Origin of the sequence: Planktotalea arctica, assembly GCF_002105285.1 — a bacterium.
Lineage (GTDB): Bacteria > Pseudomonadota > Alphaproteobacteria > Rhodobacterales > Rhodobacteraceae > Planktotalea > Planktotalea arctica.
The window spans coordinates 48,987-74,215 of the sequence record NZ_MUHR01000006.1; the positions used below are offsets into that span (position 1 = coordinate 48,987).

A 25,229-nucleotide genomic window follows, 5' to 3' on the forward strand; every position below is an offset into this window, starting at 1 on the left:
CAGCGCGCTAGCGGCGTAGCCTGTCGGCAAAGCCGCGTGCACGGGCGCGGGCGGTGTCGTCGGGCTGGATAATTTCTTCGAGTGCGCTGCAATCGGCTTGAAACTCGGCCCGTTCTAGCGCGCTCGCCCCGTCAAGACCCCAAAAACAATAGCCGAGAGCCATGTCTTTGGATGCAAAGGGAAAGCGCGCCTTCACGATGAGTTCGGCGAGGTTAATTCCCGCCTTGGCATAACCGGTTTCGACGCCGCGCAGGAAGAAGCTGAAAGCGGTGATAGCGTCTGCATGCACGCCGTAGCCTTGTTCGTGCATCACCCCTAAATCATTGAAAGCACGTGGATATCCGCGTGCGGCCGCCTCCGTATATAGCAGCCGTGCGCGGGTCCAATCCTCGCGCCGCCCCTGTCCCTTCACATAGGCATGGCCAAGGTTGGCGGTTGCGACTACATCGCCCTTGTCATGGGCCTTTTCATACCAATCTGTCGCCGCGCCGTAATCGGGGGGCGTGGCGCGTTCCTGCAATTGCCCGAGCGCGGTCATGGCTGGCGCATAGCCTGCTGCCGCCGCAAGGCGAAATTCGCGCGTCGCCCGTGCACGATCCTCGGCAACGGTGCCGGAGCCGAAAGCGAAGAGTGCGCCAAGATTATAACGCGCGCGCACTTCGCCTGCTTTGGCCGCTTGCTCGAATAGGTCTATCGCCTTGGCTGCGTTTTGTTCCACGCCTTTTCCGTCCTCATAGGCCGCGCCGAGAATGTTGAGCGCCATAGCATTGCCCGCCTCTGCCGCTGCACGGATCGTGTCGAGCGCAGCGCGGTAATCCCCCTCGATATAGGCAAGCCGTGCCGCCGCGATCTGCTCCGGGCTTGGTGCGGCAAAGGTGGGCAGCGGTGCGGCGAGGGCTGTGAGCAATGCGATGGAAATCAAGCGCATGAAAATGTCCTTTTGGCTAAATGTGCATAAGTTAGCGCAAAGCTGCGCCTTCGCAAAGCCAGCTCTGTTTCGCTCAGTTTGCATTTGCAACCTCAGAGTGCTGAGCGCGGGTTTACCTTGCCGAATCCCCCGAGGCTGTCGCACGCTCGTCGGATTAATATTTCTATTTTTATAAATATGGTGGATCAATTATGCGTCCTATGCCCAAGCGCCCATTGTGCGATGCTCTATTTTATTCTTTGATTTCAGTAGCTTTGTCTGTGGGAGCTGCATCTGCACAAGACTGCTCAGGCCGCTTTTTACGCTGCATTGCCCCTGAGAACTTTCAACTTTTGGATGTTGGCGTGTTGCAGGCAGAGCCGCAACGCGCGGCCAAAGGCGCAGAGCGCTTGCGCTACACTGTCGCCACGCGTGGTCAGATCAAACATACCCGCACCTATGTTTTTCAAAGTGAACCTTTGATGCCGTTGCCTGATGCGCCTGCGTCCAAACCGCGCCTGATGCTCGAAAAAGGTCAGGACGGTAAGATCGGTGATTTCGCACTGTCGATGGACAATGGTGGGCGGGTATCGATGGATATGGATTTGAAAAAAAGCTATCTCAAAATCAACTACATACTGGATTTTTGAGAGCGGGGTCGAATGTGAAGCCTCTGGCGCTCAGCTATTGCCGTTGCCAGTAAAGCGGCTCGCATCCTCCGCCGCCTTTCGGATCGCGCCAGATTTATGCACGGTCTCCATATACTCCGCCTCGGGGTCGCTGTCATAAACCACACCGCCGCCAGCTTGGATGTAGAGCTTTTCGTCCTTCACCACCGCTGTGCGCAGGGCGATGCACATGTCCATGTCGCCGCCCGCCGAGAAGTATCCGCAGCCGCCGCCGTAGATGCCGCGTTTTTCGGGTTCCAACTCGTCAATGATCTGCATCGCGCGCACTTTGGGTGCGCCGGAGACTGTGCCAGCGGGCATGCCTGCAAAGAAGGCGCTGAGCGCGTCTTGGTCCTCGTGCAATTCGCCCACAACGTTGGACACGATGTGCATGACGTGTGAATAGCGCTCCACGATGAATTCCTCGGTGGGGCGCACGGTTCCGATTTTGGCGACCTTGCCCACGTCATTGCGGCCCAAGTCCAGCAGCATGAGGTGCTCGGCCAGCTCTTTTTCATCCGCCAAGAGATCCGCCTCCAAGTCGTTGTCTTCCTCGGGCGTTGAGCCGCGTTTGCGCGTGCCTGCGATAGGGCGGATGGTGATTTCGCGGCCAAACACGCGCACCAAAATTTCTGGCGAGGCCCCGACCACCTGAAAACTGCCAAAGTTGAAGTAGAACATGAATGGCGATGGGTTGGTGCGTCGCAAAGAGCGATAGAGCGCAAAGGGGGGTTGCTTGAACTCTTGGCACCAGCGCTGGGACGGTACGACCTGAAAGATATCGCCGGCTTTGATGTAGTCTTTTGCCTTGTCTACCGCAGATTTGTAGCCCTCGCGGGTAAAATTACTGACCGGCTCCGGCGCATCCTGAGATTGGCCAAGATCGCGCGTGGCAGCGGGCATCGCTCGCTCCAGATCGCGCACCGCGTCCATGACCCGCTCGGCCGCCTGTGCATAGGCCGCACGCGCGGATTGCCCGTCGCTCACCCATGCGGGTGAAACCACCGTGACCTCGCCTTTGACGCCGTCCAGCACCGCGACAACGGAAGGGCGCAGCATGATCGCATCGGGCACGCCGAGCACATCAGGATTCACATTCGGGAGGTGTTCCACATGGCGGATCATGTCGTAGCCGAGGTAGCCGAAGAGACCTGCGCTGGCCTGCGGCAGACCCTCTGGCAAATCAATGTGGCTCTCTGCGATCAAGGCGCGCAGCGCATCGAGGGGTGGCAAATCCTGCGCCTCGAAGGCATCGCTGTCATAGCGCGCCATGCGGTTGAGCGAAGATGTGGCCCCCTCGGAGCGCCAGATCAGATCAGGCTTCATCCCGATGATCGAATAGCGCCCGCGCACTTCGCCGCCGGTCACGGATTCGAGGACAAAAGCATCCTTTTGCGCGCCCGTCAGCTTGAGCATAAGCGACACGGGCGTGTCCAGATCAGCCGCAAGGCGCGTGTAGACCACCTGATTGCGCCCAGAGCCATAGGCCTTGTTGAACTCGTCGAAGGAGGGGATCAGCGCCATGAATGTCCGCCTTTAGTTGAAGCTGGCATGCACCGCGTTGATCGCGTTTTGATCAAGGCTGATGCCTGCGCGCTGCTGGATGTCCGCCGCGAAGGCCTCGAAGAGGTCTTGAGAAACGGAGCTGGAGGCTTGATCGCTGAGGCGTTCGCGCAAGGCTTTGATATCATCGCTACTTTCATCCGCAGGCAACACTGTATCAAGGCGCAGGATCAACACGTCGGCCACGTCTTCGACGATAACGCTCTGGCCCGGCTCGGCCTCGAACAGCGCGCTGAGCGCAGCGGCGGGCAGGCCTGCGACGAAGCCCGTGCGCGTCAGATCGCTTAGGGTTTCGGCCTGCAGATCAACCTCGGCAAAATCGCTGATCGCAGTGATTTGGGGAACCAGCGCTTCGGCTTCGGTGCGCAGCGCGGTGCGTGTGGCCTGCGTGTTCCAGCCCGCGCTGACACGCTCGATTATTTCATTCATCGGCTGCGGGCGCGGAGCCAGCACGCCGTCAAGGCGCACGGCGAAAATGCTGCCATCTTCAAGCAGATCGACCTGCGGGAAATCCTCTACGGTGATCGCGGCGGCGGCCTCGCGGAAGGCCTCGTAGGCGGCCAGCCCGTCTTCGGCCTCGCTCGACCAGTCGATGCTGCCAAGCTGCATGTCGGTTTCCAGCACCAGATCTTCAAGCGTGGCACCGGCCGCGAGCAGATCGTCGATATCGCCCATTTGCGCCTCTACGACGCGGCGGGCACGATCGGCTGCCAATTCATCCTGAAGCTGCGGGCGCGCCTCGTCAAATGGGGTAGCCTGTGCGCTTAGAATGCCGTTGACGCGAAACAGCGCCGGACCCAGATCGCTGGGGAGCGGGCCAAGCACATCGCCGGTTTCAGCGGCGAAAATTGCATCACCCGCATCGCCGAGCGCGCCCTTGGGCAAATCGCCCATGTCCACATCCACAAGGGACAGGCCGCGTTCTTGCACCAGCGTTTCGAAGGTCGCGCCGCCCGCTTCGATCTGGGCTTTGGCCGTGCTGGCGGCTTCCTCGGAGCCATAGACCAAACGCTCGATCAAGCGGCGTTCGGGCTTGTTGAATTCTGTGCTGCGTTCATCATAGGCGGCGCGCAGGGCGGTTTCATCGACCACTACAGTATCGGCGATCATGTCGGGCGAGAGCCAGGCGTAGGTGATCTGCTTCGTTTCGGGCAGGGTGTATTGCGTGATATTCTCGTCGTAATAGGTCTTGAGCTCTGCCTGCGTCGGGGCGGCGACTGGCTTGGCAAGATCACTGCCGCTTAGACGCGCAATCGTGGCGCTGCGCCGCTCGCCTATGTAGCGCACCAGCGTATCGGCGTAGGTATCGGGCATGCGGTTGCCTGCAAGGATCGCGCCTTGCACCAGCGTGCGCGCGGCTTCCTCGCGCAGGCTTTCCTCAAATTCAGCTTCGCTCAGACCGGCATTTTCAAGCGCGAAGCGATAGGAATCGCGATCGAACTGTCCATCGAGACCTTGAAATGCAGACATGCTCAGGATTTGCTGTTGTAGCTGGGTATCGCCCACCGAAAGACCAAGCTGCGCGGTTTCATGATCGAGCGCGCGGGTCGTGACGACGCGCGCCAGCGCCTGACGGTCCAGGCCCAGCGATTGCGCGCTAGAGAAAGGCACGTTCTGGCCCGCCTGCGCAGAAATGGCGCGCAGGTCTTCTTGCAGGGTGCGCGCATACAGATCGACAGAGATATTCTTGTCCCCGACCGCGCCGATGGTACGCACGTTGCCGCCAAGACCCGTCGCGCCGAAACCGGCAAGGCCAATGATCAGAAGACCCAGCAAAATCCAGATGAATGTCTTCGAAATCGTGTTTCTGCCTGCGGCCATGATGCGCCCAATCCTGTTGATCCACTCGCCGCTAAGATCGGCGTTTGCCGAGGTTTACTTGGCCGCGCTTGGCGGAGCAAGCGAGAAGCGCAAGGCAGCCAGGCGCGCAAAGAGCTCGGCGATGCCCTGTGCGTCGATATTGGCGAAGGCGATGCGCAAATGGCGCGCGCCGTCGCGGTCGGCCACGGGTGTGAACATAGTGCCGGGCAGGGCGAGAATGCCCGCCTCTGCCACCAATGCCTGCGCGAGGGTATCCGAGGCCATGTGAAACGGATGTTCGAGATAGGCGAAATAGGCACCGCAGCCACTCAAACGCCAGCCTTGCACCGCGAGCATCGGCATATGCGTTTCGATCGCAGCGCGCCGCGCGAGGATTTCAAGCCGCTCGCCCGCAAGCCAGTCGCGAAGGTTCTGCAAGCCCCAAAGCGCAGAGAACTGGCCCAATTGATTGGGGCAGATCGCGACGGTGTCGAGGAATTTCTCGCACTCGCCCAAAAGCGCGGGCGCGGTAATGATCGCGCCAACGCGGTGCCCCGTGAGGCGGAAGGCCTTGGAAAAGGAATATAGATGCACCAGCGTGCCTTGCCAGTCGGCTTGCTGGAATAGGGCATGGGGCGCGCCGGACTGGCTGTGGAAATCGCGGTAGGTTTCATCGACGATCAGCTTGATCCCGTGCTCTTGCGCCAGCTTGAAGAAGGCCAGCACCAGTTCGGCTGGATATTCCACGCCCGCGGGATTGTTCGGCGTGACCAGCGCGATGGCGCGTGTGTGCGGCGTGATCAGGCGGCGCGCCACGTCCGGATCAGGCAACAGGCTCGCGCCCGTCGGGACCGGCGTCGCTGCAATGCCTGCCATATCGAGCCACATTTTGTGATTGAAGTACCACGGCGTTGGCAAAAGCACTTCGTCGCCCGCATTTGCGATGGCGCTGATGGTTGCGGCAAAGGCCTGATTGCAGCCCGAAGTGATCGCGACCTGATGGGGGGCAATCGCGCCAGCGTAAGCCGCGCTCCATTGCTGCGCCACCTCTGCGCGCAGCGCGGGCAGGCCGAGCACAGGCCCGTAGAGATGTGCCTGCGGCTCGTTCACCACTAGATCGGCCATTGCGCGTCGCATCGGTTCGGGTGGCAGGTCCACGGGCGCGGCTTGGCTGACGTTGATCAAAGGGCGCGCGTCCGGGAAATGCACGCCCTCCAGCCAACGGCGCGCTTCCATGACGGGAGGTGCAAAGGTGCTCTGCGTGGCCGAGCTCATATGCTCAGTCTTGCCCGCGGTAGGGCTGCACATATTGCAGTGCCATATCCCAAGGGAAGAAAATCCAGGTATCTTGCGACACGCCTGTGATAAACGTGTCTGTCTGCGGCTCGCCCGAGGGTTTGGCGTAAACGCAGGCGAAATGCGCCTTGGGATAAAGGCTGCGCACCAGTTCGAGGGTCTTGCCGCTGTCCACCAGATCGTCGACCACCAGAATACCTGTGCCATCGCCCATCATATCTGCGTCGGGGGCTTTGAGCACTTTGGCTTCGCGCCGCTCGTCCGCAGCGCCGCCGCCAGAGTGATAGGACATCACCGAAATTGTATCCACGGTGCGGATATCAAGCTCGCGCGCGACGATCATCGCGGGTGCCATGCCGCCGCGCGTAATCGCGACAACTGCTTTCCAAGCACCATCGTCAGGGCCTTTGCCGTCGAGACGCCACGCCAGAGCGCGCGCATCGCGGTGCATCTGGTCCCAGCTGACGTGAAATCCTTTTTCGTGTGGCAAACGGTCGGTCATGGGGTGGTCTCCGGTGGTGTTGTTAAGAGCAAATTAACGGCTGAGCAGAAGTCTTAGGCCAAGGAGGCCCAAAACAGAAGCGGCGATGCGATCGAGCAGTGGTTTTGCGCGCAGATAGCCCGCGCTGACGCGTTTGGTGGAAAAGGCGAGGACAAGGACGGAGCCGAAGATCAGCTCGATCAGTAGATGATTGGCGACGATCAGCGCTTTGTCCGCAATGGGCATGCCCTGTGGGAAGATCACCATGATCACGGCGGCTGCGAATAGGACGGACTTGGGATTGCTCAGATTGACCAGAACACCCCCAAGAAAGGCGCGCGCGGGGGGCGTCGGGGCTGCGCCCATGGGGGCGCGGGCATGACGCCAAGTTTGAAAGGCGATCCAGATCAGGTAAAGCGCACCGATGGTTTTGAAGATCACGAAGGCCCATGGAAATAGCGCGAACACCGCGCCAAGCCCCATGAAGGCCAGCGCGGTCCATGTGGCGGCCATCACTCCGAGGCCACACACTGTGTAAAGCCCGATCCCCCGTCCGCTCGCCAGCGTGGTGCGAATGAAATAGAGCATCGCAGGTCCCGGGCTGGCGATCGCCGCCACCAGCGCCAGATTGAACGCGATGATATGGCTCCATTCCATGCCCGTGTTTACTCCTTGGACATATCCGGTGCATCGACCGCCTTCATGCCGACCACATGATAACCCGCATCAACGTGATGGGTTTCACCGGTGACGCCCGAGCCAAGATCGCTAAGCAGATAGAGCGCGGATTTTCCGACGTCATCAATTGTCACATTGCGGCGCAGTGGGCTGTTGTATTCGTTCCACTTCATGATGTAGCGAAAATCGCCGATGCCAGAGGCGGCCAGCGTTTTGATTGGACCCGCAGAAATTGCGTTGACGCGAATGCCGTCCTTGCCAAGGTCCTCTGCGAGGTAGCGCACGGAGGCCTCCAAAGCCGCCTTCGCCACGCCCATGACATTATAATGGGGCATGATACGTTCTGCGCCGTAGTAGGTCAGCGTCACGGCGCTGCCACCGTCTGTCATCAGTTTTTCGGCGCGCTGCATGATGGCGGTGAAGGAATAGACCGAGATATCCATCGTCATTTCGAAATTTCCGCGCGAAGTGTCAACGTAGCGCCCGCGAAGTTCGTTCTTGTCTGAAAAACCGATGGCGTGAACGACAAAATCGAGTTTGCCCCAGCGCTTTTCAATTTCTGCGAACAGCGCATCCATCGATTCTTCGCTGCCTACATCGCACGGATGCACGAAATCACTGCCAAGCTGGGCTGCTAGCGGATCGACCCGCTTTTTCAACGCATCGCCCTGATAGGAAAATGCAAGCTCTGCGCCCGCATCCGCGCAGGCTCTGGCGATGCCCCATGCGATTGATTTATCATTGGCTAAGCCCATGATCAGGCCGCGTTTTCCGGCCATGAGTGCGTTGGACATATCGGGTGCTCCAGTTTGAGATATTGAAATGTCTTTAGGGCAATGACCCGAGCGCATCAAGCTATTGGACTTATCGCGCTGCTTGTTTGCCTTGAAAACATGGCCTAAGCGCTATTTCGAGACTTCGGTTACGAATGCAAAGGAACGGATCAATTGAGCGATAGAAGCGGAATTTTTGCGGGCGACGACCCGTTCGAGATCGCGCGCAACTGGCTGGCTGAGGCCGAAGCGAGCGAAATCAACGACCCGAATGCGATTGCCCTTTCGACGGTCGACGCAAGCGGTTTGCCAAATGCGCGCATGGTGCTTTTGAAAGAGATCGAGGCAGATGCCTTCGTCTTTTTTACCAACTACGAGAGCGCCAAGGCGGGCGAAATCGATCAGGCGGGCAAAGCCGCCTTTGTGATGCACTGGAAATCCTTGCGCCGCCAAATTCGCGTACGCGGCGTGGTCAGCCGTGAGGATGGGCCGCAGGCGGATGAGTACTATAATTCCCGCTCACTCAAGAGCCGCCTTGGTGCATGGGCCAGCGCGCAATCGCGTCCTTTGAGCGGGCGTGCCGCGCTGGTGGCGCAGGTCGCCAAGATCACCGCAACCCATGGTGCGAGCCCGAAACGGCCACCATTTTGGGGCGGGTATCGCATTGTTCCGGTCGAGATCGAGTTCTGGGCAGACGGCCCGTTCCGCCTGCATGACCGCTTCGTCTGGAGGCGCTCTACAGTGGGTGATACGTGGAATATCTCGCGCCTGAATCCGTGAATTTCATGTGACGTGAAATGATAAGGTCTTAATTTGGGTATATTTTTTATCCTTGCTAATCAGGTGCGAAATGCCTCACAAACCTCGTAGGGATGAGGCTCATGGAAGTGGGACAATACAATGAATGATGAACAGACGACGTCTGCGGTTCGCGGCGTCGTCAAATGGTTTGATCCGGCCAAGGGGTTCGGTTTCGTGGTTGCGAGCGATGGCGGTTCAGATATCTTGCTGCACGCCAATGTGCTGCGCAATTTTGGTCAGAACTCAGTCGCCGATGGCGCGTCGGTTGAAATCGTGACGCAGCAAACGGATCGCGGCGTGCAAGCGTTGGAGGTGCTCTCGATCGAGCCGCCGCTCAGCGAGGATCGCGCGGCATTGCCGGATCTGGAAGAATTCGATGCAGCCGATTTGGCGTTGATCGAACTTCAGGCGGCACGGGTGAAGTGGTTTGACAAGGGCAAGGGCTTTGGCTTTGCCAATGTGTTCGGCGACGACGCCGACGTGTTTATTCACGTCGAAGTGCTGCGCCGATCCGGCTTGGCCGATCTTGCCCCGGGCGAGGCGTTGGCGATCCGGGTAATTGATGGTAAGCGTGGTCTCATGGCAGTTGAGGTGAACGCATGGGAAGCCGCACTACACTGAACGCTCTTAAAGTTGCGCTCGCTTGCTTTGTGCTTGCGGGGGCAACACCGCTTGTTGCACAGCAAAGCTGCCCTGATCTGGAAGTGCTTGTCAAAGGCGGCTTTGGTGAAGCGCGTTTTGATATAGAACTGGCCGATGACGCAGGCGAGCGGAGCCAAGGTCTGATGAACCGCAAAGGTTTGGCGCGTTCTGCCGGCATGCTGTTTGTTTTCGAGCAGCCCGGCCGCGTCGCTTTTTGGATGAAGAACACCCTTATCCCGCTCGACATGATCTTTGCTGATACGGCAGGGCGCATTGTTCACATCCACCAAAACGCCATCCCGCTGGACGAGACCCCGATTCCGGGTGGCGAAAACGTCTTTGCTGTGCTGGAAATCAACGGCGGGCTTAGCGCGGCGTTCGGGATCAAGGTGGGCGATGCGCTGCAACATCGCGCGTTTTCGCAGGGCCCGGCAATATTACCTTGCGCACCGTGATTTTTGGGCTTTTCATCTCCGGATGACACCGCTAAACACCGCTTCAGTCGGGGCGTAGCGCAGCCTGGTAGCGCGACGGTTTTGGGTACCGTAGGTCGCAAGTTCGAATCTTGCCGTCCCGACCATTTTCAAAATCCCAAGTAGGTTTGACCAATCCATGCAAGGTGGGTGGCTTCCGGGAAATGCACTAAATCTAGGCATATTCAGATTTTCCACACTAGCTGTGGGGTTGTCCACAGCATTTTCTACAGAATCGGAGCGGGGCTATGGCGCGAATGCAACGCTGTGACTTTGGCTAATTCTTCACCAAACCCCCAAATTTACGTTTATCTTTCGGTAAGGAATCTTCGCGCAATAAGTGAGCCAATAGGCCTAAGCCTGCAGCAAACAAAGGTTTTTAAGTGCTTGGTGAAAAGATGGCCAGTGCCTGCACCTTTTGCTGAATCGCCAAGCCGTCCCAACGCCTCAAAAATGTGCCAAGCGTCAACGCAAAAACATCACAAATTTGTAAATAAATTCGTTGACCCTGCGCAGGCAAATACGTCAGATTGTGGGGGCGAGGCAGGTAAGCCACAACATATAGTGGCGAAAGTTCTCTAGGATTGAAAATTTCAGCAGCTGGTCCGTTGGGCCGGCAAGGCGGTGTCTTTTTGCGTTAAAGGGCCCGATCAGCGGACCTTTGACCCTAATCTCGCTCGAGGCGCGCAGGCGCAGGCAACAAACGACTAAGGGCGACGGGAAGGCTCGGGACATGAAGATTAGCAGACATTTCACCAAAGCAGGCCAAGACGCATATAGCGCGCTTGATTTTATTACGACGGTTTCCGAAATACGCAATCCGGACGGCTCTGTTGTGTTCAAGCTGGACAATGTGGAAGTGCCAAACAGCTGGTCGCAGGTTGCCTCAGACGTGATCGCGCAGAAATATTTCCGCAAGGCGGGCGTTCCCAACAAGGTGAGCAAGGTCAAGGAAAAGGGCATGCCCGAGTTCTTGTGGCGTTCTGTTCCCGCGAAAGACAATGACGGCTTCACGGGTGAAACCTCTTCCAAGCAGGTGTTCGACCGCCTCGCAGGCGCATGGGCCTACTGGGGTTGGAAGGGTGGTTATTTCACCACCGAGGCCGACGCGCAGACATACTACGACGAGATGCGCTTCATGCTTGCGACTCAGCGCGCCGCGCCGAATTCGCCGCAGTGGTTCAACACCGGCCTGCACTGGGCCTACGGCATCGACGGTCCTGCGCAGGGCCATCATTATGTGGATTACCAGACGGGCAAGCTGACCAAGTCCAAGTCTTCTTACGAGCATCCCCAACCGCATGCCTGCTTCATCCAGTCCGTCTCTGACGATCTGGTGGGCGATGGCGGCATCATGGACCTTTGGGTGCGTGAAGCCCGCCTGTTCAAATATGGCTCTGGCACGGGCACTAACTTTTCCTCGCTTCGCGCTGATGGCGAGACGCTTTCCGGTGGCGGCAAGTCTTCTGGTCTGATGGGGTTCCTCAAGATCGGTGATCGCGCTGCGGGCGCAATAAAGTCTGGCGGCACAACGCGCCGCGCAGCTAAAATGGTGATCTGCGATGCGGATCACCCTGACATTCAAGAGTTCATCAATTGGAAGGTGAAGGAGGAGCAAAAAGTCGCGAGCATTGTTGCTGGTTCCAAGATGCACGAGCAGCACCTCAACGAGATTTTCAAAGCGATCCGCGCTTGGGATGGCTCTTCCGAGGATAGCGTCGATCCAAAGAAGAACCCCCAGCTGAAAGACGCCATTCGCGGTGCCAAGAAAACAGCGATCCCCGAGACATATGTGAAGCGGGTTCTGGATTACGCGAAGCAGGGCTATTCCTCTATCGAGTTTCCGACATATGATACGGATTGGGATTCGGAAGCCTACGCATCCGTCTCCGGCCAGAACTCCAACAACTCCGTGCGCGTCACGGATGCCTTCCTTAAAGCTGTCGAGAATGATGGCGATTGGGAACTCATCCGCCGCACCGACGGCACGGTCGCCAAAACGATCAAAGCGCGCGACCTGTGGGAAGACATCGGGCACGCAGCATGGGCCTGCGCCGATCCTGGCATCCAGTACCACGACACGGTGAACGCATGGCACACATGCCCCGAGGACGGTGCCATTCGCGGCTCTAACCCTTGCTCCGAGTATATGTTTCTTGATGATACAGCGTGCAACCTTGCCTCGATGAACCTTCTGAAGTTCTACACGGACGGCAAGTTCCAAGCGGACGAGTATATGCACGCCACCCGCTTGTGGACTGTGACGCTGGAAATTTCTGTGATGATGGCGCAGTTCCCGTCAAAGGAAATCGCGCAGCGTTCATATGATTTCCGCACGCTTGGTCTTGGCTACGCCAACATCGGCGGGCTGCTGATGAATATGGGCTATGGCTATGATAGCGACGAGGGCCGCGCGCTTTGTGGCGCGCTGACGGCGGTTATGACCGGTGTGTCCTACGCGACGTCTGCCGAGATGGCAGGCGAGCTTGGGGCATTCGCGGGCTATGAGAAAAACAGCGCGCATATGCTGCGCGTCATTCGCAACCACCGCAATGCCGCGTACGGCGCGACAGACGGTTACGAGAGCCTCGAGATCAAGCCTGTTGCGCTTGATCTGGTGAATTGTCCCGACCAAGAGCTGACCACGCTGGCAAAGACAGTCTGGGACGATGCATTGATCAAAGGCGAAAAGCACGGTTATCGCAATGCACAGGTTTCTGTGATTGCACCGACGGGCACCATCGGCCTTGTGATGGATTGCGACACCACGGGGATCGAGCCTGACTTCGCCCTCGTCAAGTTCAAGAAGCTCGCAGGTGGTGGTTATTTCAAGATCATTAACCAATCGGTTCCTGCGGCGCTTGAGAACCTCGGCTACGGCTCTGCCCAGATAGAGGAGATTGTCAGCTACGCGGTCGGTCACGCCTCGATAGGCAATGCACCGGGCATCAACACCACTTCCTTGATCGGCCATGGTTTTGGCGCGAACGAGCTGGCCAAGATTGAAGGCGCGCTTGCCTCTGCCTTCGACATTCGCTTTGTGTTTAACCAATGGACGCTGGGCGAGGCGTTCTGCACAGGCGTACTTGGCATCCCCGCCGAAAAGCTGAACGATCCAACCTTCGATCTGCTACGTCATCTCGGTTATTCCAAAGCCGATATCGACGCGGCCAACGATCATGTCTGCGGAACCATGACGCTTGAGGGCGCGCCGTTCCTCAAAGACGAGCACATGAATATATTCGATTGCGCCAATGCCTGCGGCAAGAAGGGCAAGCGTTTCTTGTCCGTCGATAGCCACATTTACATGATGGCAGCGGCGCAGAGCTTCATATCCGGCGCGATCTCCAAAACGATCAACATGCCAAACGATGCGACCATTACCGATTGCCAGAAAGCCTACGAGCTAAGCTGGTCTCTCGGTGTCAAAGCCAATGCGCTGTATCGCGATGGCTCCAAACTCAGCCAACCGCTTGCGGCGGCGCTGGTCGAGGATGATGATGCTATGGACATCTTGGAGTCCGGCAACATCACCGAAAAAGCGGCTGTGATCGCAGAGAAGATCATCGAAAAGGTGATCGTCAAAGAGATCGTCAAATCGCACCGTGAAAAGATGCCTGAACGCCGCAAGGGCTATACGCAAAAGGCAGTCGTCGGCGGTCACAAGGTCTACTTGCGCACGGGCGAATACGAGGATGGCCAGCTTGGCGAAATCTTCATCGACATGCACAAAGAGGGCGCTGGTTTTCGCGCGATGATGAACAACTTCGCCATCGCTATTTCTGTGGGCCTTCAGTACGGCGTGCCGCTGGAAGAGTTCGTGGACGCCTTCACCTTTACCAAGTTCGAGCCCGCGGGCATGGTCCAAGGTAACGACAGCATCAAGAATGCGACCTCGATCCTTGACTATATCTTCCGTGAATTGGCAGTCAGCTACCTCGATCGCACGGATCTTGCCCATGTAAAACCTGCGGGCGCGAGTTTTGATGATCTGGGCCGCGGCGCGGAGGAGGGGGTGAGCAACCTCTCTGAGCTGAGCGACAAGGCCGCGAACAACTCGCTTGAAGTGCTGAAACAGATTAGCTCCACCGGTTATCTGCGCAAGCGTTTGCCGCAAGAACTGATTGTGTTGCAGGGCGGCCAAGCGGGCGCAGTGGCGCTTAGCGGAACGGCTGATCCTGTTGCGGCTTTGCAGGCCTTGGTGCCCGAGATAGGCGGCGGCGTTGCAACCGCGAGCGCAGCCACTGTCCTGTCAACCGGCACAGTCACGATGGATGCGCGCGTCAAAGCCAAAATGCAGGGCTACGAGGGCGAGGCCTGCGGCGAGTGCGGCAACTACACATTGGTGCGCAACGGCACCTGTATGAAATGCAACACCTGCGGCGGGACGTCCGGGTGTAGCTAACGAGACCACTTGTCTGTCCCTGTTGTTGTCAGACGCAGTAATTTCGTCGGAATTGCAAAATTCGGCGAAAAGCGGTGTAAGAAATAGGCTGGTTGCAGAGGTCAAGCTTTGAGAATTGTCCTTTATCGGCAAGAAGTTAGTCGGCAGGGTGTAAATTAGATATAGGATCCGGGGCGGGTGCGCTCGCCCTCGATGCGGTTCGGGCCGCAGGCAAAAACATTGAGCGGTATAATCACGAGCCCGAACAGCAAAACTCATGGGGTCCCTTCGGGGGCCCCTTTTTTACGAACCCCGTCCGCAGGAGCGGGTTGTGATTTCGGCGTCTGCCCTGCATGCCTTCGTGGCGATACCGGCATGCAGCTTACGCCTGACGCGATGGTAAATGCCTATGGTCGGGCGCTCTGGCCGGATTTACTGATCGTATTCTGAACCTTATACCAGAGGGCCGCATAAAGACGGTATTCAGGCAGAAAGGGCAGAAAGTCTTTTCCGCTCTTCACTCAGCCCAAAAAATCAATAATGGGACAATCGGGTCGTTCATCCCCACGGCACGCTTTCACAAGATGGGACAAATCATCATGTAGCGCTTGCAGCTCTTTTTGTTTTATCTCGATTTCCTCAAGGCGTTTTGACGCGATCTTTTTTACTTCTGCACTGGTGCGGTCTTGATTTTGATAAAGGTCCATTAACTCACGACATTCAGCAACACTAAAGTCGAAGGTTCGCGCACGCCGGATGAATGAAAGTCTGCGAACCGTTGCATCATTGTAAATTCGATAGCCTGCATCAGAGCGCGAAGATGGCTCAACCAAACCTATGTCAGCATAATAGCGCACCGTTTTTACGGGCAGTCCGGACGATTTTGCTGCTTCGGAAATGTTCATCAGATTTTTCCTTGACCTTCCAGTTACTGGAAGACCTATGTCAAGAACATCGTCGCTTCAAGTGGCAACCAAAAGGACGCAAAATCATGCCCGGTAATACACCAATCAAAACTGCTGTCCTACACCGGATGGTTATGGTGGATCACATGTGTCCTTACGGGCTCAAGTCTAAGGACTTGCTGGAACGGCAGGGGTTTGAGGTTGATGACCGGCACCTGACCAGTCGCGCAGAAGTAGATGCTTTCAAGGCCGAACACGGTGTCAAAACGACACCACAGATATTTGTCGACGGCGCGCGCATTGGCGGATTTGATGATCTGAGCGCGCATCTAGGCAAGCCCGTAGCGGCAAAAGACGCGAAAACCTATGCCCCCGTCATTGCCCTTTTTAGCATAGCAGCCTTCATGGCCGTGGCAGTGACCTGGGTTAGTCTTGGCACAGTCTTCGCAGGCCGCACCATCGAATGGTTCATCTCTATTTCCATGGTCCTACTTGGCCTGCAAAAGCTTCAGAACGTAGAGCGGTTTGCGACAATGTTCCTGAATTACGACCTATTGGCACAACGCTGGGTACGCTACGGGTATGTTTATCCGTTCGTGGAAACAGGCGCTGGCCTTTTGATGATGGCGGGGGTGCTGACATGGCTTTCGGCACCTGCAGCATTATTCGTTGCCAGCATTGGTGCGATCAGCGTGTTCAAAGCCGTCTACATCGACAAACGCGACCTTAAATGTGCTTGCGTGGGTGGTGACAGCAAGGTGCCACTTGGCTTTGTTTCGTTGACCGAGAACGTGATGATGATCGGGATGGCGCTATGGATGCTCACAAAACTGTGAAAGTGAAACGTTTGACCCTCCACCTGCTGGAATCTGTAGTGATGATGAAAACGGGCAATACGCAGGACAATACGTGAGAAAAACAGCCGCTCTTGTCGCTGGCCTGATTGCTGCCGGCGTCGCTTACACAGTCTGACCTGCGCCGGGGAAAAGCACCGAAGCAAGCGTGCAACCAGACGCGCAAGCCGCTGCCTTGGTTATCGTCGTTATGCCCGAAACCCTGTCCCGGAACGCCGAAATCGGGCAAAAGGCATTTGAGACAAAATTGCGCCGCTTGCCATGGCGTCAATGCGGTCGGTCAGAACGGGGTGGCACCACCGTTGGTGCATAAAATCTATAAGCCGAGCCATCACGGTGATGAGAGCTTCCAGCGCGCAGCAGCGCAAGGCGTTAGGGCGCACCATTGGCGGCTGGGTGACATGCCAGCGGTTGAAGGCATAACGCGTGAAGAGGTCACGTTTATCACCACCTAAATCAGAGAATTACAACGCACCAATGGCATCAATTGATCGCCCAACTGTGCATTAAAAAAGGAAAAAAGATGAAGAGTATCCTATTGGCAGGCATCGTTGCTTTCGTCGCAACAACTGCAGTGGCGCATTCGCCGTTGAAGGCAACGATGCCCGCAAACGAAGCGAACATCGCCGCGGCTCCAACAGAGTTAATGCTTGATTTCAAAGGTGAGGTCCGGCTGACTAAAGTCTCCATGACCCATGCGCCGCATGACAGTATTGAACTGGATCTGAGCGGCACCAAAGGGTTCATCTCCGACTACATCCTGCCAATGGAGGGTATGGGTAATGGCGTGTATGTCATCGACTGGCGCGGCCTTGGAAAAGATGGTCACCCCATGAAAGGCAGCAAAAGGGCGATCCCGCGGCTGCACGCCGCCTCGTGAAGTCTATCACTATTGAGTGGATGGTTGTGCTGGTTATCCTTGCGGTCACCTCTGTGCTCACGTCCAATCTGACACTGCCAATGTAGGGGAACGATGCATTTATGCTCACCTTCATGCGTGCGCAGAAGAGAGTTCTGACGGACCGACAATGGGACAACCGCAACCTTGACTGTTGCCCAGTTGGAAGTCCTCAAATGACATGATGCCTTCATTGCGCCAAATTACAGTGAGGCATATGAGATGCTATGATGGTGCGCTTTACGAATATTCAAATGGCGCTGGTCCAGCGGTATTGGTTGCGCGTTTGTTGACAGGTTCCAACAGCGGCATGCCAGAATGAGTAGCCACACTGACAGACAATCAAGTCTAGAATATTCTCCTTAATGTCATATCAACCCGATCCAAGCACCCAAAGAATGATAGCATGCCTATTCATTGAGATTGATTTGCCTGGTCAGTTATTTGATCGCCGCAAATCGGGGAGCCTTAGGGCTCCCCTCTTTTTTGCGCGCTAGCTGGAAGGCACAAAACGGTAGGCACCGTCCATTGCTTCGACCCGCCCCATGCCGCCGCCGGGCAGGTGAAACCCGATGATTGCCATTTGCTCGGCCGCCATGCGATTCATCAGCATCTTGCGCGATTTCACGCCCATTGCCCCGTCCTGATCAGAGCCGCTTTCCCATTCCGGATGGTGAAAGGCCACGTGAGGATTGCCGATTGCATCGCCCACGACCATGGCGCTTTCGCTGCCATTTCGAATTTCAAACCCCATATGTCCGGGTGTGTGGCCATGTGTTGCAACCGCAGCGATACCGGGCAGAACCTCATCGCCCGCATCAAAGAAATTGATCTTATCTTCTAGGAATTCAAAACGCCGCTTGGCCCCGACGGCGAAGGTCGTGCGCGCCTCGCCAATGGTGTTCACGGTCTCCGGGTTCCACCAATAATCCCACTCGCCGCGCCCGATATGATAGGAGGCGTCGGGGAAAACCAGCTCGTCGAAATCATCAATCAAACCCCAGATGTGATCGGGGTGGGCGTGGGTAAAGACCACATGCGTAATATCGCCTGCGCCAAGGCCTTGCGCGTCGAGACTGTCCAGCAATTCCCCCGCAGAGGGCATGAAATCAGGGCCGGAGCCGACATCGAAAAGCACGGTATTTGTGCCATCGCGGTAAAGCGCGAGATTGCATTCGGGGGTGTATTGATCCGTGCTCAAACCATAGCTTTTGATGATGTCTACTGCCTCTTCGGGCAGGTTGGCGGTAACAAAATCGCCCGGCAGGGTGAGCGTGCCATCGCTCAGCGTGCTTATGGTCGCGCCGCCAAGTGACATTTCGGCCAAGAGAAGTTTCGGTGCGCCCAGAAGTGCTGCGCTGGCAGCGCCTCTGGCCAGCAGGTTGCGACGTGTGATCATGCGGTGATCCTCCCCTATATTCGTTTTCTCGAATGTGATGGGTTTCGCGGTCAAGCGCAAGGGGGCGCGTCTCGGCGCTGCGCTGCCTTGCGCGCGCGTTTGATCACTGCCGCCACATCGCCAAGCTGGCGTGCCAGCGGATTGCGCTTGCGCCAGATCATCCCGATGCTGCGCGAAGGGCGCGGCGCTGGAAACGCGGCCACGTCCACCGCCGCCGCTGGAGTTTCCACCGAAACCGCCATTTGCGGGATCAAGGTAACGCCAATCCCCGCGCTCACCATCTGCACCAAAGTCGTCAGGGAACTGCCGTCAAGGCCGTCGCGCGGCAGGGCCGTGCCTGCGCTGCAAAAGGCCAGAGCTTGATCGCGAAAACAGTGGCCTTCTTCCAGTAGCAAAAGCCGCATCTTGCGCAGATCCTCACCACCGGGTACCGGTTTGCCTGCTTCGCCGATCGGCCGTACCAGTACGAAATCTTCAGTAAACAGAGGTACTTCCTCAAGACTCGGCTCTGAGGTGGGCAGGGCAAGTATCGCTGCATCGATCTTGCCATCGGCCAATTCGCCCAGCAGCTTCGGCGTTAAGGTTTCACGCACATGCAGATCAAGGTTCGGGTATTGGCGCCCCAAATCCGCGATGATCGCAGGCAGCAAATAGGGTGCGATCGTCGGGATGATGCCAAGGCGGAGGCGCGCCAGATCTTGTCCGCCGGAGGCGCGTGCGGCGTCGCTGAAATCTTCTACGGCTCCAAGAATTATGCGGGCGCGGGTGATCAAATCCTCGCCTGCTTGGGTCAGCCTCACTTCGCGCGCGCCGCGCTCGAACAGGGCCGTGCCAAGCGTTTGCTCCAACTCTTTGATCTGCACGGAAATCGCCGGCTGCGAGATCGAGCATAGCGCTGCTGCGCGTCCGAAATGGGCAGCGCGCGCAACGGCATCGAAATAACGGAGTTGTTTGAGGGTTAGGTCTGCCATAGGTTCAGATTATGGAATAAATCAAAAAATGCAAATGTAAACTATTAAAGCGCTCTGCTAATCTTGGCAGGAATCAACATATGGGAGTTTCGAAAATGGACGGCAATAGCGTAGATCAAGCAGGCAAATGCCCCGTCATGCACGCGGCGAAAGCAAGCACGCGCACCAACAAAGAGTGGTGGCCCGAGCAGTTGAACCTGCGCATTCTAAGCCAGCGCTCGAACAAATCTGATCCAATGGATGCAGGTTTTGACTATAGCGAAGCGTTCAAATCTCTCGATCTCGACGCAGTTTGCGCCGATCTTACGGCACTTATGACGGATAGCCAGGACTGGTGGCCCGCAGATTACGGTCACTACGGTCCGTTCTTCATCCGCATGGCGTGGCACAGTGCCGGCACATATCGCACTGGCGATGGCCGCGGCGGCGCGACATCGGGCACGCAGCGCTTTGCGCCTCTGAACAGCTGGCCAGACAATGGCAACCTTGACAAGGCGCGTCGTCTTCTTTGGCCCATCAAACAGAAATACGGCGCGAACCTGTCCTGGGCGGATTTGATGGTGCTTGCGGGCAATGTTGCGATTGAATCCATGGGCGGCAAAACTGATGGTTTCGCAGGCGGACGCGCAGATGTGTGGGAGCCAGAGCAGGACATCTATTGGGGCGCAGAGGCTGAATGGCTGCAAGTCAGCGGCGGCGAGAATAGCCGTTATTCTGGTGAGCGGACTTTGGAAGACCCGCTGGCGGCCGTGCAAATGGGCCTGATCTACGTGAACCCCGAAGGTCCGGACGGTAATCCTGATCCGGTTGCTTCGGCTTATGACATTCGCGACACGTTCGCGCGCATGGGCATGAATGACGAGGACACGGTCGCGCTAGTTGCGGGCGGTCACACCTTCGGCAAAGCCCATGGCGCAGGCGATCCCGCGCTCGTTGGCGCAGAACCCGAAGGTGCAGCAATGCACTTGCAAGGCTTTGGCTGGATGAACGCGCACAAGAGCGGCGTTGGCGTTGATACCACGACCTCGGGCATCGAGGGCGCATGGACGCCGAACCCGATCCAGTGGGACAACGATTATTTCGGCGTGTTGTTCGGCTATGAGTGGGAATTGACGAAATCCCCCGCTGGCGCGCAAATCTGGCATGCTAAGGACCTCTCGGAGGAGAACCACGCGCCCGAGGTCGATGGCTCTGGCAAGAAGGTTCCGATCATGATGACCACCGCCGACATGGCGATGCGCATGGACCCGGCTTACGAGAAAATCTCGCGCCACTACCATGAGAACCCCGAAGTGTTCGCCGATGCCTTTGCGCGCGCCTGGTTCAAGCTGACGCACCGCGATATGGGGCCAAAGTCTTTGTATCTTGGCAAACTGGCGCCAAGCGATGACCTGATCTGGCAGGATCCTATCCCTGCGGTGGATCACCCGCTGGTGGACGCGGCAGACATCGCTGCGCTTAAGCGCGATATTGCGGCGACAGGCCTGTCCGTTCAGGACATGGTTCTGGCGGCTTGGGCCTCTGCCTCGACGTTCCGCGGCTCAGATAAACGCGGCGGCGCTAACGGTGCGCGCATTCGCTTGGCTCCGATGAAGGATTGGGACGCCAACAATCCTAAGGGACTGGCGACGGTTCTCGCGGCTTTGGAAGGTGTACAATCTGCGTTCAATACCAAGGGTGACAAGAAGGTTTCCATGGCCGATCTGATCGTTCTTGCAGGCTGTGTCGGTGTCGAAAAAGCGGCAAGCGATGCGGGTCATTCTGTCGAGGTTCCGTTCACAGCGGGCCGCATGGATGCCAGCGCGGAGCAGACGGACATCGAGCAGCAAGACGTTCTGGAGCCACAAGCAGACGGTTTCCGCAACTACGCCCGTGCGCGTTACACTGTCTCTGCTGAAGAGTTGTTGATCGACAAGGCGCAGCTCTTGGGCCTGACCGCGCCGCAGATGACGGTTCTGGTTGGCGGTATGCGCGCGATGGGGGCTAATTTTGATGGCTCCGATCACGGTGTTTTGACCGCAAATGCGGGCCAGTTGAGCAATGATTTCTTCGTCAATCTGCTGGACATGCGCACGGTTTGGGCACCTGTCTCTGGCGACGAGGATTTGTTCGAGGGTAAAGACCGGAGCACGGGTGCGAAAAAATGGACCGGTACGCGCGTCGATCTGGTGTTCGGCTCTAACTCAGAGCTGCGCGCAGTGGCGGAAGTCTATGCAAGTGCAGATGCGGGTGTGAAATTCGTTTCTGATTTTGTCGCCGCATGGACACAGGTGATGAACGCGGATCGGTTTGATCTCGCATGAAGGGTTTCGGAGCGGCCTTGGCCGCTCCGACAGGCTGGGGGACTTGTCCCCCAGACCCCCTACGATATTTCTGGAAAGAGGAAGGCTAAAGCGGTTCGATCAGAAGAGCGGCGGCTTTTATTGTTTTGCCTTGGAATATGATCGTGTCTGGTGCGTAGTTAAACCAGAAACGATGCGTCTCGGTATCGCGCAGGCGCAGGCCATCGGGGAGACGGGTTATCTCGATTTTGGCATCTTGTGCCAGTTTTTCCAAAATATCGACATAGGTGTCTGCCTCGGGCCAACCTGCGATGTAGTGCAAGCCATTCGCGCGCATGATCGCGGGCGCGCCGGACTTGGTTTTGAGCGCGACCTCTGCGTTGCCCACTAATCCCTCAAACCAGTGCAGGAACGCGCCGCCGTTCTCCAGCTCGATGCGCGCCGTTGGTGGCAGGCTTTCGACCCGCACGGCTTTGCAGTCGAAACCAGGGATATTTGGCCCCATCGGCAGCGGGATGTTCATTTCAGCGGTTTTGGAGCCTGTGCGCGGGCCGATCAGGGCGGTGCCTGTGTAGTTTTCAATGGTTTCAGGCGTTTCCAAAAGACCGGGCGCGAGAACGAGGTCATAATCGCTAAGATCCGCATCGGGCGCAATGATATCGAGCGAAAGCCCGAGTCTGCGCGCGGCGCGGTAGGTTTCAAACGCCAAGCGGAACATATTGAAATCAGCGCCCTGCGGCTGCGCCTCCCATGCCCAGCAAGAGGCGTAATCAAAGATGAGCGCCGTGCGCGCGCGCGCGGTTCCAACCTCTGGCAGCGCTGCGAGTTCATCAGCGACCTGGCGTGCTTCGGCCAGTGCCGGGGCAGGCTGCGCGTCCGGGCGCAAAAGCCCGGCGTGCATTTGTTCCTGTGCAAAGGGCGCTTGGCGCCAGCGGAAATACAGCACGGCCTCTGCGCCATGGGCAAAGGCTTCCCACGCCCAAAGGCGCGCCATGCCGGGTAGGGGCGCGGGGTTGTAGGGGGCCCAGTTCACGGGGCCGGGTTGTTGCTCCATCACCCACCAACGGCCCCGGCCGACTGCGCGGTAGAGGTCGTGATGAAAGGCTTGCATATCTGGATCGCCCTGACGCAAGTAGCGCGCTTTATGTTCGGGCGTGGCCTCAAGCCGGTCCGAGAGGAAGCCAATAGGGTAGCTGTCCCAAGACGCAATATCGAGATCGGCGCCCACCGCGTAGTGATCAAAATCCGTGACGCGGCCCATGTAATTGTGAATAAGCGGCGCATCCGTGTGCTGCCGCAGAATGTCCGTTTGCGCGCGATTGAAGCGTACCACCTGGTCCGAGGAAAATCGCCTGAATGCGAGCACATGGGCCGGGTTCGGCTCTGTCACGGTAAGGTTTGGAAGTGCGATTTGATCGAAGCGATCATACTCCATCGACCAGAAGATGTTGCCCCATGCGCGGTTCAACGCGTCCGTGCTTTGATAGGTTTGCGCGCACCAATCCTGAAACGCGCGTGTTGCCGCATGGGAATAGCTGACTGTGGTTTCGTGGCAGCCGTATTCATTATCGGTCTGCCATGCGGTGACGTATGGATTGGCGCCGAACCGCTCTGCCAAAATGCGCGTGATGCGGCGGCACTCATCCAGATAACCCACGTGAGAGAAGCAGTAATGACGGCGTGAGCCGAAGCCGCGCGGGCGGCCCTGTTCGTCATGGGCAAGCATGTCGGGGTGCTTGTCCAGCATCCAGCGGGGCGGCGTTGCGGTAGGCGTGCCGATGATCACTTGCAAACCCGCAGCACCCAGCACGTCGATCGCGCGGTCCAGCCAGTCGAGGTGCAGATCACCCGGCGTAGGCTCCAAGCGTGACCACGCGAATTCACCGATGCGCACCCATGTAAGGCCCGCCTCGACCATCTGCGCGGCGTCTATCGTCCAGCGGTCTTCTGGCCAGTGTTCGGGGTAGTAGCAGACGCCTAGCGCACGTTTCATAGGATCACCTGATGCTCTTGTTGACCTGTGCCGACGCGCTCGAGGCAAAAGGTCATGCCGTTTTCGCCGAGTGCGCCAGTGATGCCCTCGCTTGCGCTGGTCACGAACAGATCACCCAGATCATCGCCGCCAAATGCGGGGCAGGTCGCGTGCACCCCCCCGACCTTATGACTGGCGATCAGGGCGCTGTCCGCGCCGTAGGTGTTGACGCAGCCCGCGCCCCAAAGCGCGACCCAAAATGTGCCGCTTGCGTCTATGATTGCGCCGTCCGGGGACAGGCCTGCTGCGTTCAGATCAAGCCAGACCTCGGCTGCGCCACCGGGCCAGCCGGTGTCTGGATCGAGCGGTATGCGCATGATCTGTTTGGTCACCGTGTCGGTGAAATGTGCATAGGTGCGATCAGGGGTGAAACAGATCGCGTTGGAAATGGTCACATCGGCCACCAGCTTGCGAAGCTCGCCGCCAAAAAAGCGGTAGATCGCGCCTGCGCCCGCCTCTGCGTTATATCCCATCGTGCCGATCCAGAAGCCGCCCCAAGGGTCGGCGCGTCCGTCATTGGAGCGGGTGACGCGGTTGCCTTCTTCGATCATGACGCGCGGAGCGGAGAGCGTCCCGCTGGCGATTTCGAACAGATGCAGCCCCACTTCGGAGGCGATCAGCAAGGTCTGCGCGTCGATCCAGCCTGCGGCAGAGACGCTTAGATCGAAGGTCCAGCTTTGCGCCTTGCTGTGGAGCGTGCGCGCATTGATGTCGAACCAGAACAACTCGCGGCGCAGCGGATGCCACAGCGGGCCTTCGCCAAGCGAGCAGGGGCGATCGTCGTAAATCATGCGCCCACCCCGCCAGTTGACCCGTCTATTGCCGCATCATAGGCCTGCACCATCATGCGCGCGCGCGCGGCGACGTCGCGCACGCTGAAGCCGGGTTTGTAGAGCGCAGAGCCGATGCCGAAACCATCCGCGCTTGCCGCGATCCAATGTGCGAAATTAGTGTGATCCGCGCCGCCGACAGCGTAGACTTGGGTCTGCGCGGGAAGCACGGCGCGGATTGCTTTCAAGCCCTCGACGCCCAAGAGAGAGGCCGGGAAAATCTTCAAGCCATCGGCGCCTGCGCCAAGCGCATCAAAGCACTCGGTCGGGGTCATGACGCCGGGAAAGCTATCAAGTCCCGCCAGTTTGGTCGCGGCGATCACTTGCGTGTTGGCATTGGGCGAGACGATCAGCTTGCCCCCCGCCTTGGCCACGTCGATCACGGTTTCCACCGTCAATACGGTGCCTGCGCCGATCAAAGCGACGTCGCCGTAGGCTTTCGCCATCGCTTCGATCGATTTCAAAGCTGCGGGAGAATTCATCGGCACTTCGATGCGGGTGATTCCGGCTTCGATCAAGGCGGCGGCGATATCGGTGGCGTCGGGCGGGGTGACGCCGCGCAGGATGGCTATGAGAGGTCTGCTCATGAAAT

The 25,229-nt window shown here is 57.9% G+C and carries 22 protein-coding genes and 1 tRNA gene; 10 read left to right on the forward strand and 13 right to left on the reverse strand.

Going from position 1 to position 25,229, the window contains the following annotated elements:
- Window positions 1-7: 7 nt before the first annotated feature.
- Window positions 8-928: a tetratricopeptide repeat protein gene (locus B9P63_RS07540; protein WP_176219119.1), complete on the reverse strand. Its 921-nt coding sequence runs from the start codon at window positions 926-928 to the stop codon at window positions 8-10.
- 260 nt (window positions 929-1,188) lie between these two features.
- Here B9P63_RS07540 and B9P63_RS07545 point away from each other — a divergent pair, with 260 nt between their 5' ends.
- Complete coding sequence (locus B9P63_RS07545) at window positions 1,189-1,557, forward strand: hypothetical protein (protein WP_217806499.1); 369 nt, start codon at window positions 1,189-1,191, stop codon at window positions 1,555-1,557.
- A 30-nt stretch (window positions 1,558-1,587) separates the two neighbouring features.
- Here the strand turns inward: B9P63_RS07545 and trpE are convergent, their stop codons facing one another.
- The 6 genes from trpE to fabI are packed head-to-tail and all read right to left on the reverse strand — an operon-like array spanning window position 1,588 to window position 8,187.
- A complete protein-coding gene (trpE, locus tag B9P63_RS07550; RefSeq protein WP_085307963.1) occupies window positions 1,588-3,099 on the reverse strand; it encodes an anthranilate synthase component I in 1,512 nt (503 codons plus the stop codon).
- A 12-nt stretch (window positions 3,100-3,111) separates the two neighbouring features.
- Window positions 3,112-4,959 (reverse strand): SurA N-terminal domain-containing protein, encoded by a 1,848-nt coding sequence (locus B9P63_RS07555; protein WP_085307964.1) that lies wholly within the window; start codon window positions 4,957-4,959, stop codon window positions 3,112-3,114.
- 54 nt (window positions 4,960-5,013) lie between these two features.
- A complete protein-coding gene (locus B9P63_RS07560; RefSeq protein ID WP_085308302.1) occupies window positions 5,014-6,213 on the reverse strand; it encodes an aminotransferase in 1,200 nt (399 codons plus the stop codon).
- 4 nt (window positions 6,214-6,217) lie between these two features.
- Window positions 6,218-6,736 (reverse strand): xanthine phosphoribosyltransferase, encoded by a 519-nt coding sequence (gene gpt / locus B9P63_RS07565; protein WP_085307965.1) that lies wholly within the window; start codon window positions 6,734-6,736, stop codon window positions 6,218-6,220.
- A gap of 33 nt (window positions 6,737-6,769) precedes the next feature.
- Entirely contained in the window at window positions 6,770-7,372 is a 603-nt protein-coding gene (locus B9P63_RS07570) for a LysE family translocator (protein WP_085307966.1), read from the reverse strand.
- Window positions 7,373-7,380: 8 nt separating this feature from the next.
- A complete protein-coding gene (gene fabI / locus B9P63_RS07575) occupies window positions 7,381-8,187 on the reverse strand; it encodes an enoyl-ACP reductase FabI (RefSeq protein WP_085307967.1) in 807 nt (268 codons plus the stop codon).
- Window positions 8,188-8,340: 153 nt separating this feature from the next.
- On the opposite strand from fabI, the gene pdxH reads away from it, so the two are divergent.
- The 5 genes from pdxH (at window position 8,341) to B9P63_RS07600 (ending at window position 14,487) form a co-directional block, all read left to right on the forward strand.
- Window positions 8,341-8,946: a pyridoxamine 5'-phosphate oxidase gene (pdxH, locus tag B9P63_RS07580; protein WP_085307968.1), complete on the forward strand. Its 606-nt coding sequence runs from the start codon at window positions 8,341-8,343 to the stop codon at window positions 8,944-8,946.
- A 120-nt stretch (window positions 8,947-9,066) separates the two neighbouring features.
- Complete coding sequence (locus B9P63_RS07585) at window positions 9,067-9,588, forward strand: cold-shock protein (RefSeq protein WP_085307969.1); 522 nt, start codon at window positions 9,067-9,069, stop codon at window positions 9,586-9,588.
- On the forward strand, window positions 9,567-10,064 hold the full coding sequence (locus tag B9P63_RS07590) for a DUF192 domain-containing protein (protein WP_085307970.1): 498 nt from the start codon (window positions 9,567-9,569) through the stop codon (window positions 10,062-10,064). The genes B9P63_RS07585 and B9P63_RS07590 overlap by 22 nt, the downstream gene beginning before the upstream one ends.
- 48 nt (window positions 10,065-10,112) lie before the next feature.
- Window positions 10,113-10,189, forward strand: a tRNA-Pro gene (locus tag B9P63_RS07595).
- Window positions 10,190-10,815: 626 nt separating this feature from the next.
- The gene (locus tag B9P63_RS07600; RefSeq protein ID WP_085307971.1) at window positions 10,816-14,487 is read left to right on the forward strand and encodes a vitamin B12-dependent ribonucleotide reductase; all 3,672 of its coding nucleotides are present in this window, start codon (window positions 10,816-10,818) and stop codon (window positions 14,485-14,487) included.
- A 500-nt stretch (window positions 14,488-14,987) separates the two neighbouring features.
- Here the strand turns inward: B9P63_RS07600 and cueR are convergent, their stop codons facing one another.
- A complete protein-coding gene (gene cueR, locus B9P63_RS07605) occupies window positions 14,988-15,371 on the reverse strand; it encodes a Cu(I)-responsive transcriptional regulator (protein WP_085307972.1) in 384 nt (127 codons plus the stop codon).
- An 86-nt stretch (window positions 15,372-15,457) separates the two neighbouring features.
- Between cueR and B9P63_RS07610 the strand changes: the two genes are divergently transcribed.
- The 3 genes from B9P63_RS07610 (at window position 15,458) to B9P63_RS07620 (ending at window position 17,105) form a co-directional block, all read left to right on the forward strand.
- The gene (locus tag B9P63_RS07610) at window positions 15,458-16,207 is read left to right on the forward strand and encodes a glutaredoxin family protein (protein ID WP_217806500.1); all 750 of its coding nucleotides are present in this window, start codon (window positions 15,458-15,460) and stop codon (window positions 16,205-16,207) included.
- A 254-nt stretch (window positions 16,208-16,461) separates the two neighbouring features.
- Window positions 16,462-16,680 carry a c-type cytochrome gene (locus tag B9P63_RS07615; protein ID WP_342743574.1) on the forward strand — a complete coding sequence of 73 codons (219 nt, stop codon included), beginning with the start codon at window positions 16,462-16,464 and terminating at the stop codon, window positions 16,678-16,680.
- Between the two features lie 32 nt (window positions 16,681-16,712).
- Complete coding sequence (locus tag B9P63_RS07620) at window positions 16,713-17,105, forward strand: copper resistance CopC family protein (RefSeq protein WP_245830582.1); 393 nt, start codon at window positions 16,713-16,715, stop codon at window positions 17,103-17,105.
- 511 nt (window positions 17,106-17,616) lie between these two features.
- On the opposite strand, the gene B9P63_RS07625 is transcribed toward B9P63_RS07620, so the two are convergent.
- On the reverse strand, window positions 17,617-18,522 hold the full coding sequence (locus B9P63_RS07625; protein WP_085308304.1) for an MBL fold metallo-hydrolase: 906 nt from the start codon (window positions 18,520-18,522) through the stop codon (window positions 17,617-17,619).
- Window positions 18,523-18,572: 50 nt separating this feature from the next.
- A complete protein-coding gene (locus B9P63_RS07630; RefSeq protein WP_085307974.1) occupies window positions 18,573-19,493 on the reverse strand; it encodes a hydrogen peroxide-inducible genes activator in 921 nt (306 codons plus the stop codon).
- Between the two features lie 95 nt (window positions 19,494-19,588).
- Between B9P63_RS07630 and katG the strand changes: the two genes are divergently transcribed.
- Complete coding sequence (gene katG, locus B9P63_RS07635; protein WP_085307975.1) at window positions 19,589-21,796, forward strand: catalase/peroxidase HPI; 2,208 nt, start codon at window positions 19,589-19,591, stop codon at window positions 21,794-21,796.
- Window positions 21,797-21,881: 85 nt separating this feature from the next.
- Here the strand turns inward: katG and B9P63_RS07640 are convergent, their stop codons facing one another.
- The 3 genes from B9P63_RS07640 to B9P63_RS07650 are packed head-to-tail and all read right to left on the reverse strand — an operon-like array spanning window position 21,882 to window position 25,224.
- On the reverse strand, window positions 21,882-23,768 hold the full coding sequence (locus B9P63_RS07640; protein WP_085307976.1) for a beta-galactosidase: 1,887 nt from the start codon (window positions 23,766-23,768) through the stop codon (window positions 21,882-21,884).
- The gene (locus tag B9P63_RS07645) at window positions 23,765-24,598 is read right to left on the reverse strand and encodes an SMP-30/gluconolactonase/LRE family protein (protein WP_085307977.1); all 834 of its coding nucleotides are present in this window, start codon (window positions 24,596-24,598) and stop codon (window positions 23,765-23,767) included. Before B9P63_RS07645 ends, B9P63_RS07640 begins: the two co-directional genes overlap by 4 nt.
- A complete protein-coding gene (locus B9P63_RS07650) occupies window positions 24,595-25,224 on the reverse strand; it encodes a 2-dehydro-3-deoxy-6-phosphogalactonate aldolase (RefSeq protein ID WP_085307978.1) in 630 nt (209 codons plus the stop codon). The genes B9P63_RS07645 and B9P63_RS07650 overlap by 4 nt, the downstream gene beginning before the upstream one ends.
- Window positions 25,225-25,229 lie beyond the last annotated feature (5 nt).

What these genes read in the sequence shown, in the direction of transcription:
- B9P63_RS07625 (WP_085308304.1), bottom strand. Translation starts at nt 18,522, where the DNA reads ATGATCACACGTCGCAACCTGCTGGCCAGAGGCGCTGCCAGCGCAGCA.
- B9P63_RS07650 (WP_085307978.1), bottom strand. Translation starts at nt 25,224, where the DNA reads ATGAGCAGACCTCTCATAGCCATCCTGCGCGGCGTCACCCCGCCCGAC.
- B9P63_RS07585 (WP_085307969.1), top strand. Translation starts at nt 9,067, where the DNA reads ATGAATGATGAACAGACGACGTCTGCGGTTCGCGGCGTCGTCAAATGG.
- B9P63_RS07640 (WP_085307976.1), bottom strand. Translation starts at nt 23,768, where the DNA reads ATGAAACGTGCGCTAGGCGTCTGCTACTACCCCGAACACTGGCCAGAA.
- fabI (WP_085307967.1), bottom strand. Translation starts at nt 8,187, where the DNA reads ATGTCCAACGCACTCATGGCCGGAAAACGCGGCCTGATCATGGGCTTA.
- B9P63_RS07600 (WP_085307971.1), top strand. Translation starts at nt 10,816, where the DNA reads ATGAAGATTAGCAGACATTTCACCAAAGCAGGCCAAGACGCATATAGC.
- B9P63_RS07570 (WP_085307966.1), bottom strand. Translation starts at nt 7,372, where the DNA reads ATGGAATGGAGCCATATCATCGCGTTCAATCTGGCGCTGGTGGCGGCG.
- katG (WP_085307975.1), top strand. Translation starts at nt 19,589, where the DNA reads ATGGACGGCAATAGCGTAGATCAAGCAGGCAAATGCCCCGTCATGCAC.
- B9P63_RS07590 (WP_085307970.1), top strand. Translation starts at nt 9,567, where the DNA reads ATGGGAAGCCGCACTACACTGAACGCTCTTAAAGTTGCGCTCGCTTGC.
- B9P63_RS07630 (WP_085307974.1), bottom strand. Translation starts at nt 19,493, where the DNA reads ATGGCAGACCTAACCCTCAAACAACTCCGTTATTTCGATGCCGTTGCG.
- B9P63_RS07540 (WP_176219119.1), bottom strand. Translation starts at nt 928, where the DNA reads ATGCGCTTGATTTCCATCGCATTGCTCACAGCCCTCGCCGCACCGCTG.
- gpt (WP_085307965.1), bottom strand. Translation starts at nt 6,736, where the DNA reads ATGACCGACCGTTTGCCACACGAAAAAGGATTTCACGTCAGCTGGGAC.
- trpE (WP_085307963.1), bottom strand. Translation starts at nt 3,099, where the DNA reads ATGGCGCTGATCCCCTCCTTCGACGAGTTCAACAAGGCCTATGGCTCT.
- B9P63_RS07560 (WP_085308302.1), bottom strand. Translation starts at nt 6,213, where the DNA reads ATGAGCTCGGCCACGCAGAGCACCTTTGCACCTCCCGTCATGGAAGCG.
- B9P63_RS07645 (WP_085307977.1), bottom strand. Translation starts at nt 24,598, where the DNA reads ATGATTTACGACGATCGCCCCTGCTCGCTTGGCGAAGGCCCGCTGTGG.
- B9P63_RS07555 (WP_085307964.1), bottom strand. Translation starts at nt 4,959, where the DNA reads ATGGCCGCAGGCAGAAACACGATTTCGAAGACATTCATCTGGATTTTG.
- B9P63_RS07610 (WP_217806500.1), top strand. Translation starts at nt 15,458, where the DNA reads ATGCCCGGTAATACACCAATCAAAACTGCTGTCCTACACCGGATGGTT.
- cueR (WP_085307972.1), bottom strand. Translation starts at nt 15,371, where the DNA reads ATGAACATTTCCGAAGCAGCAAAATCGTCCGGACTGCCCGTAAAAACG.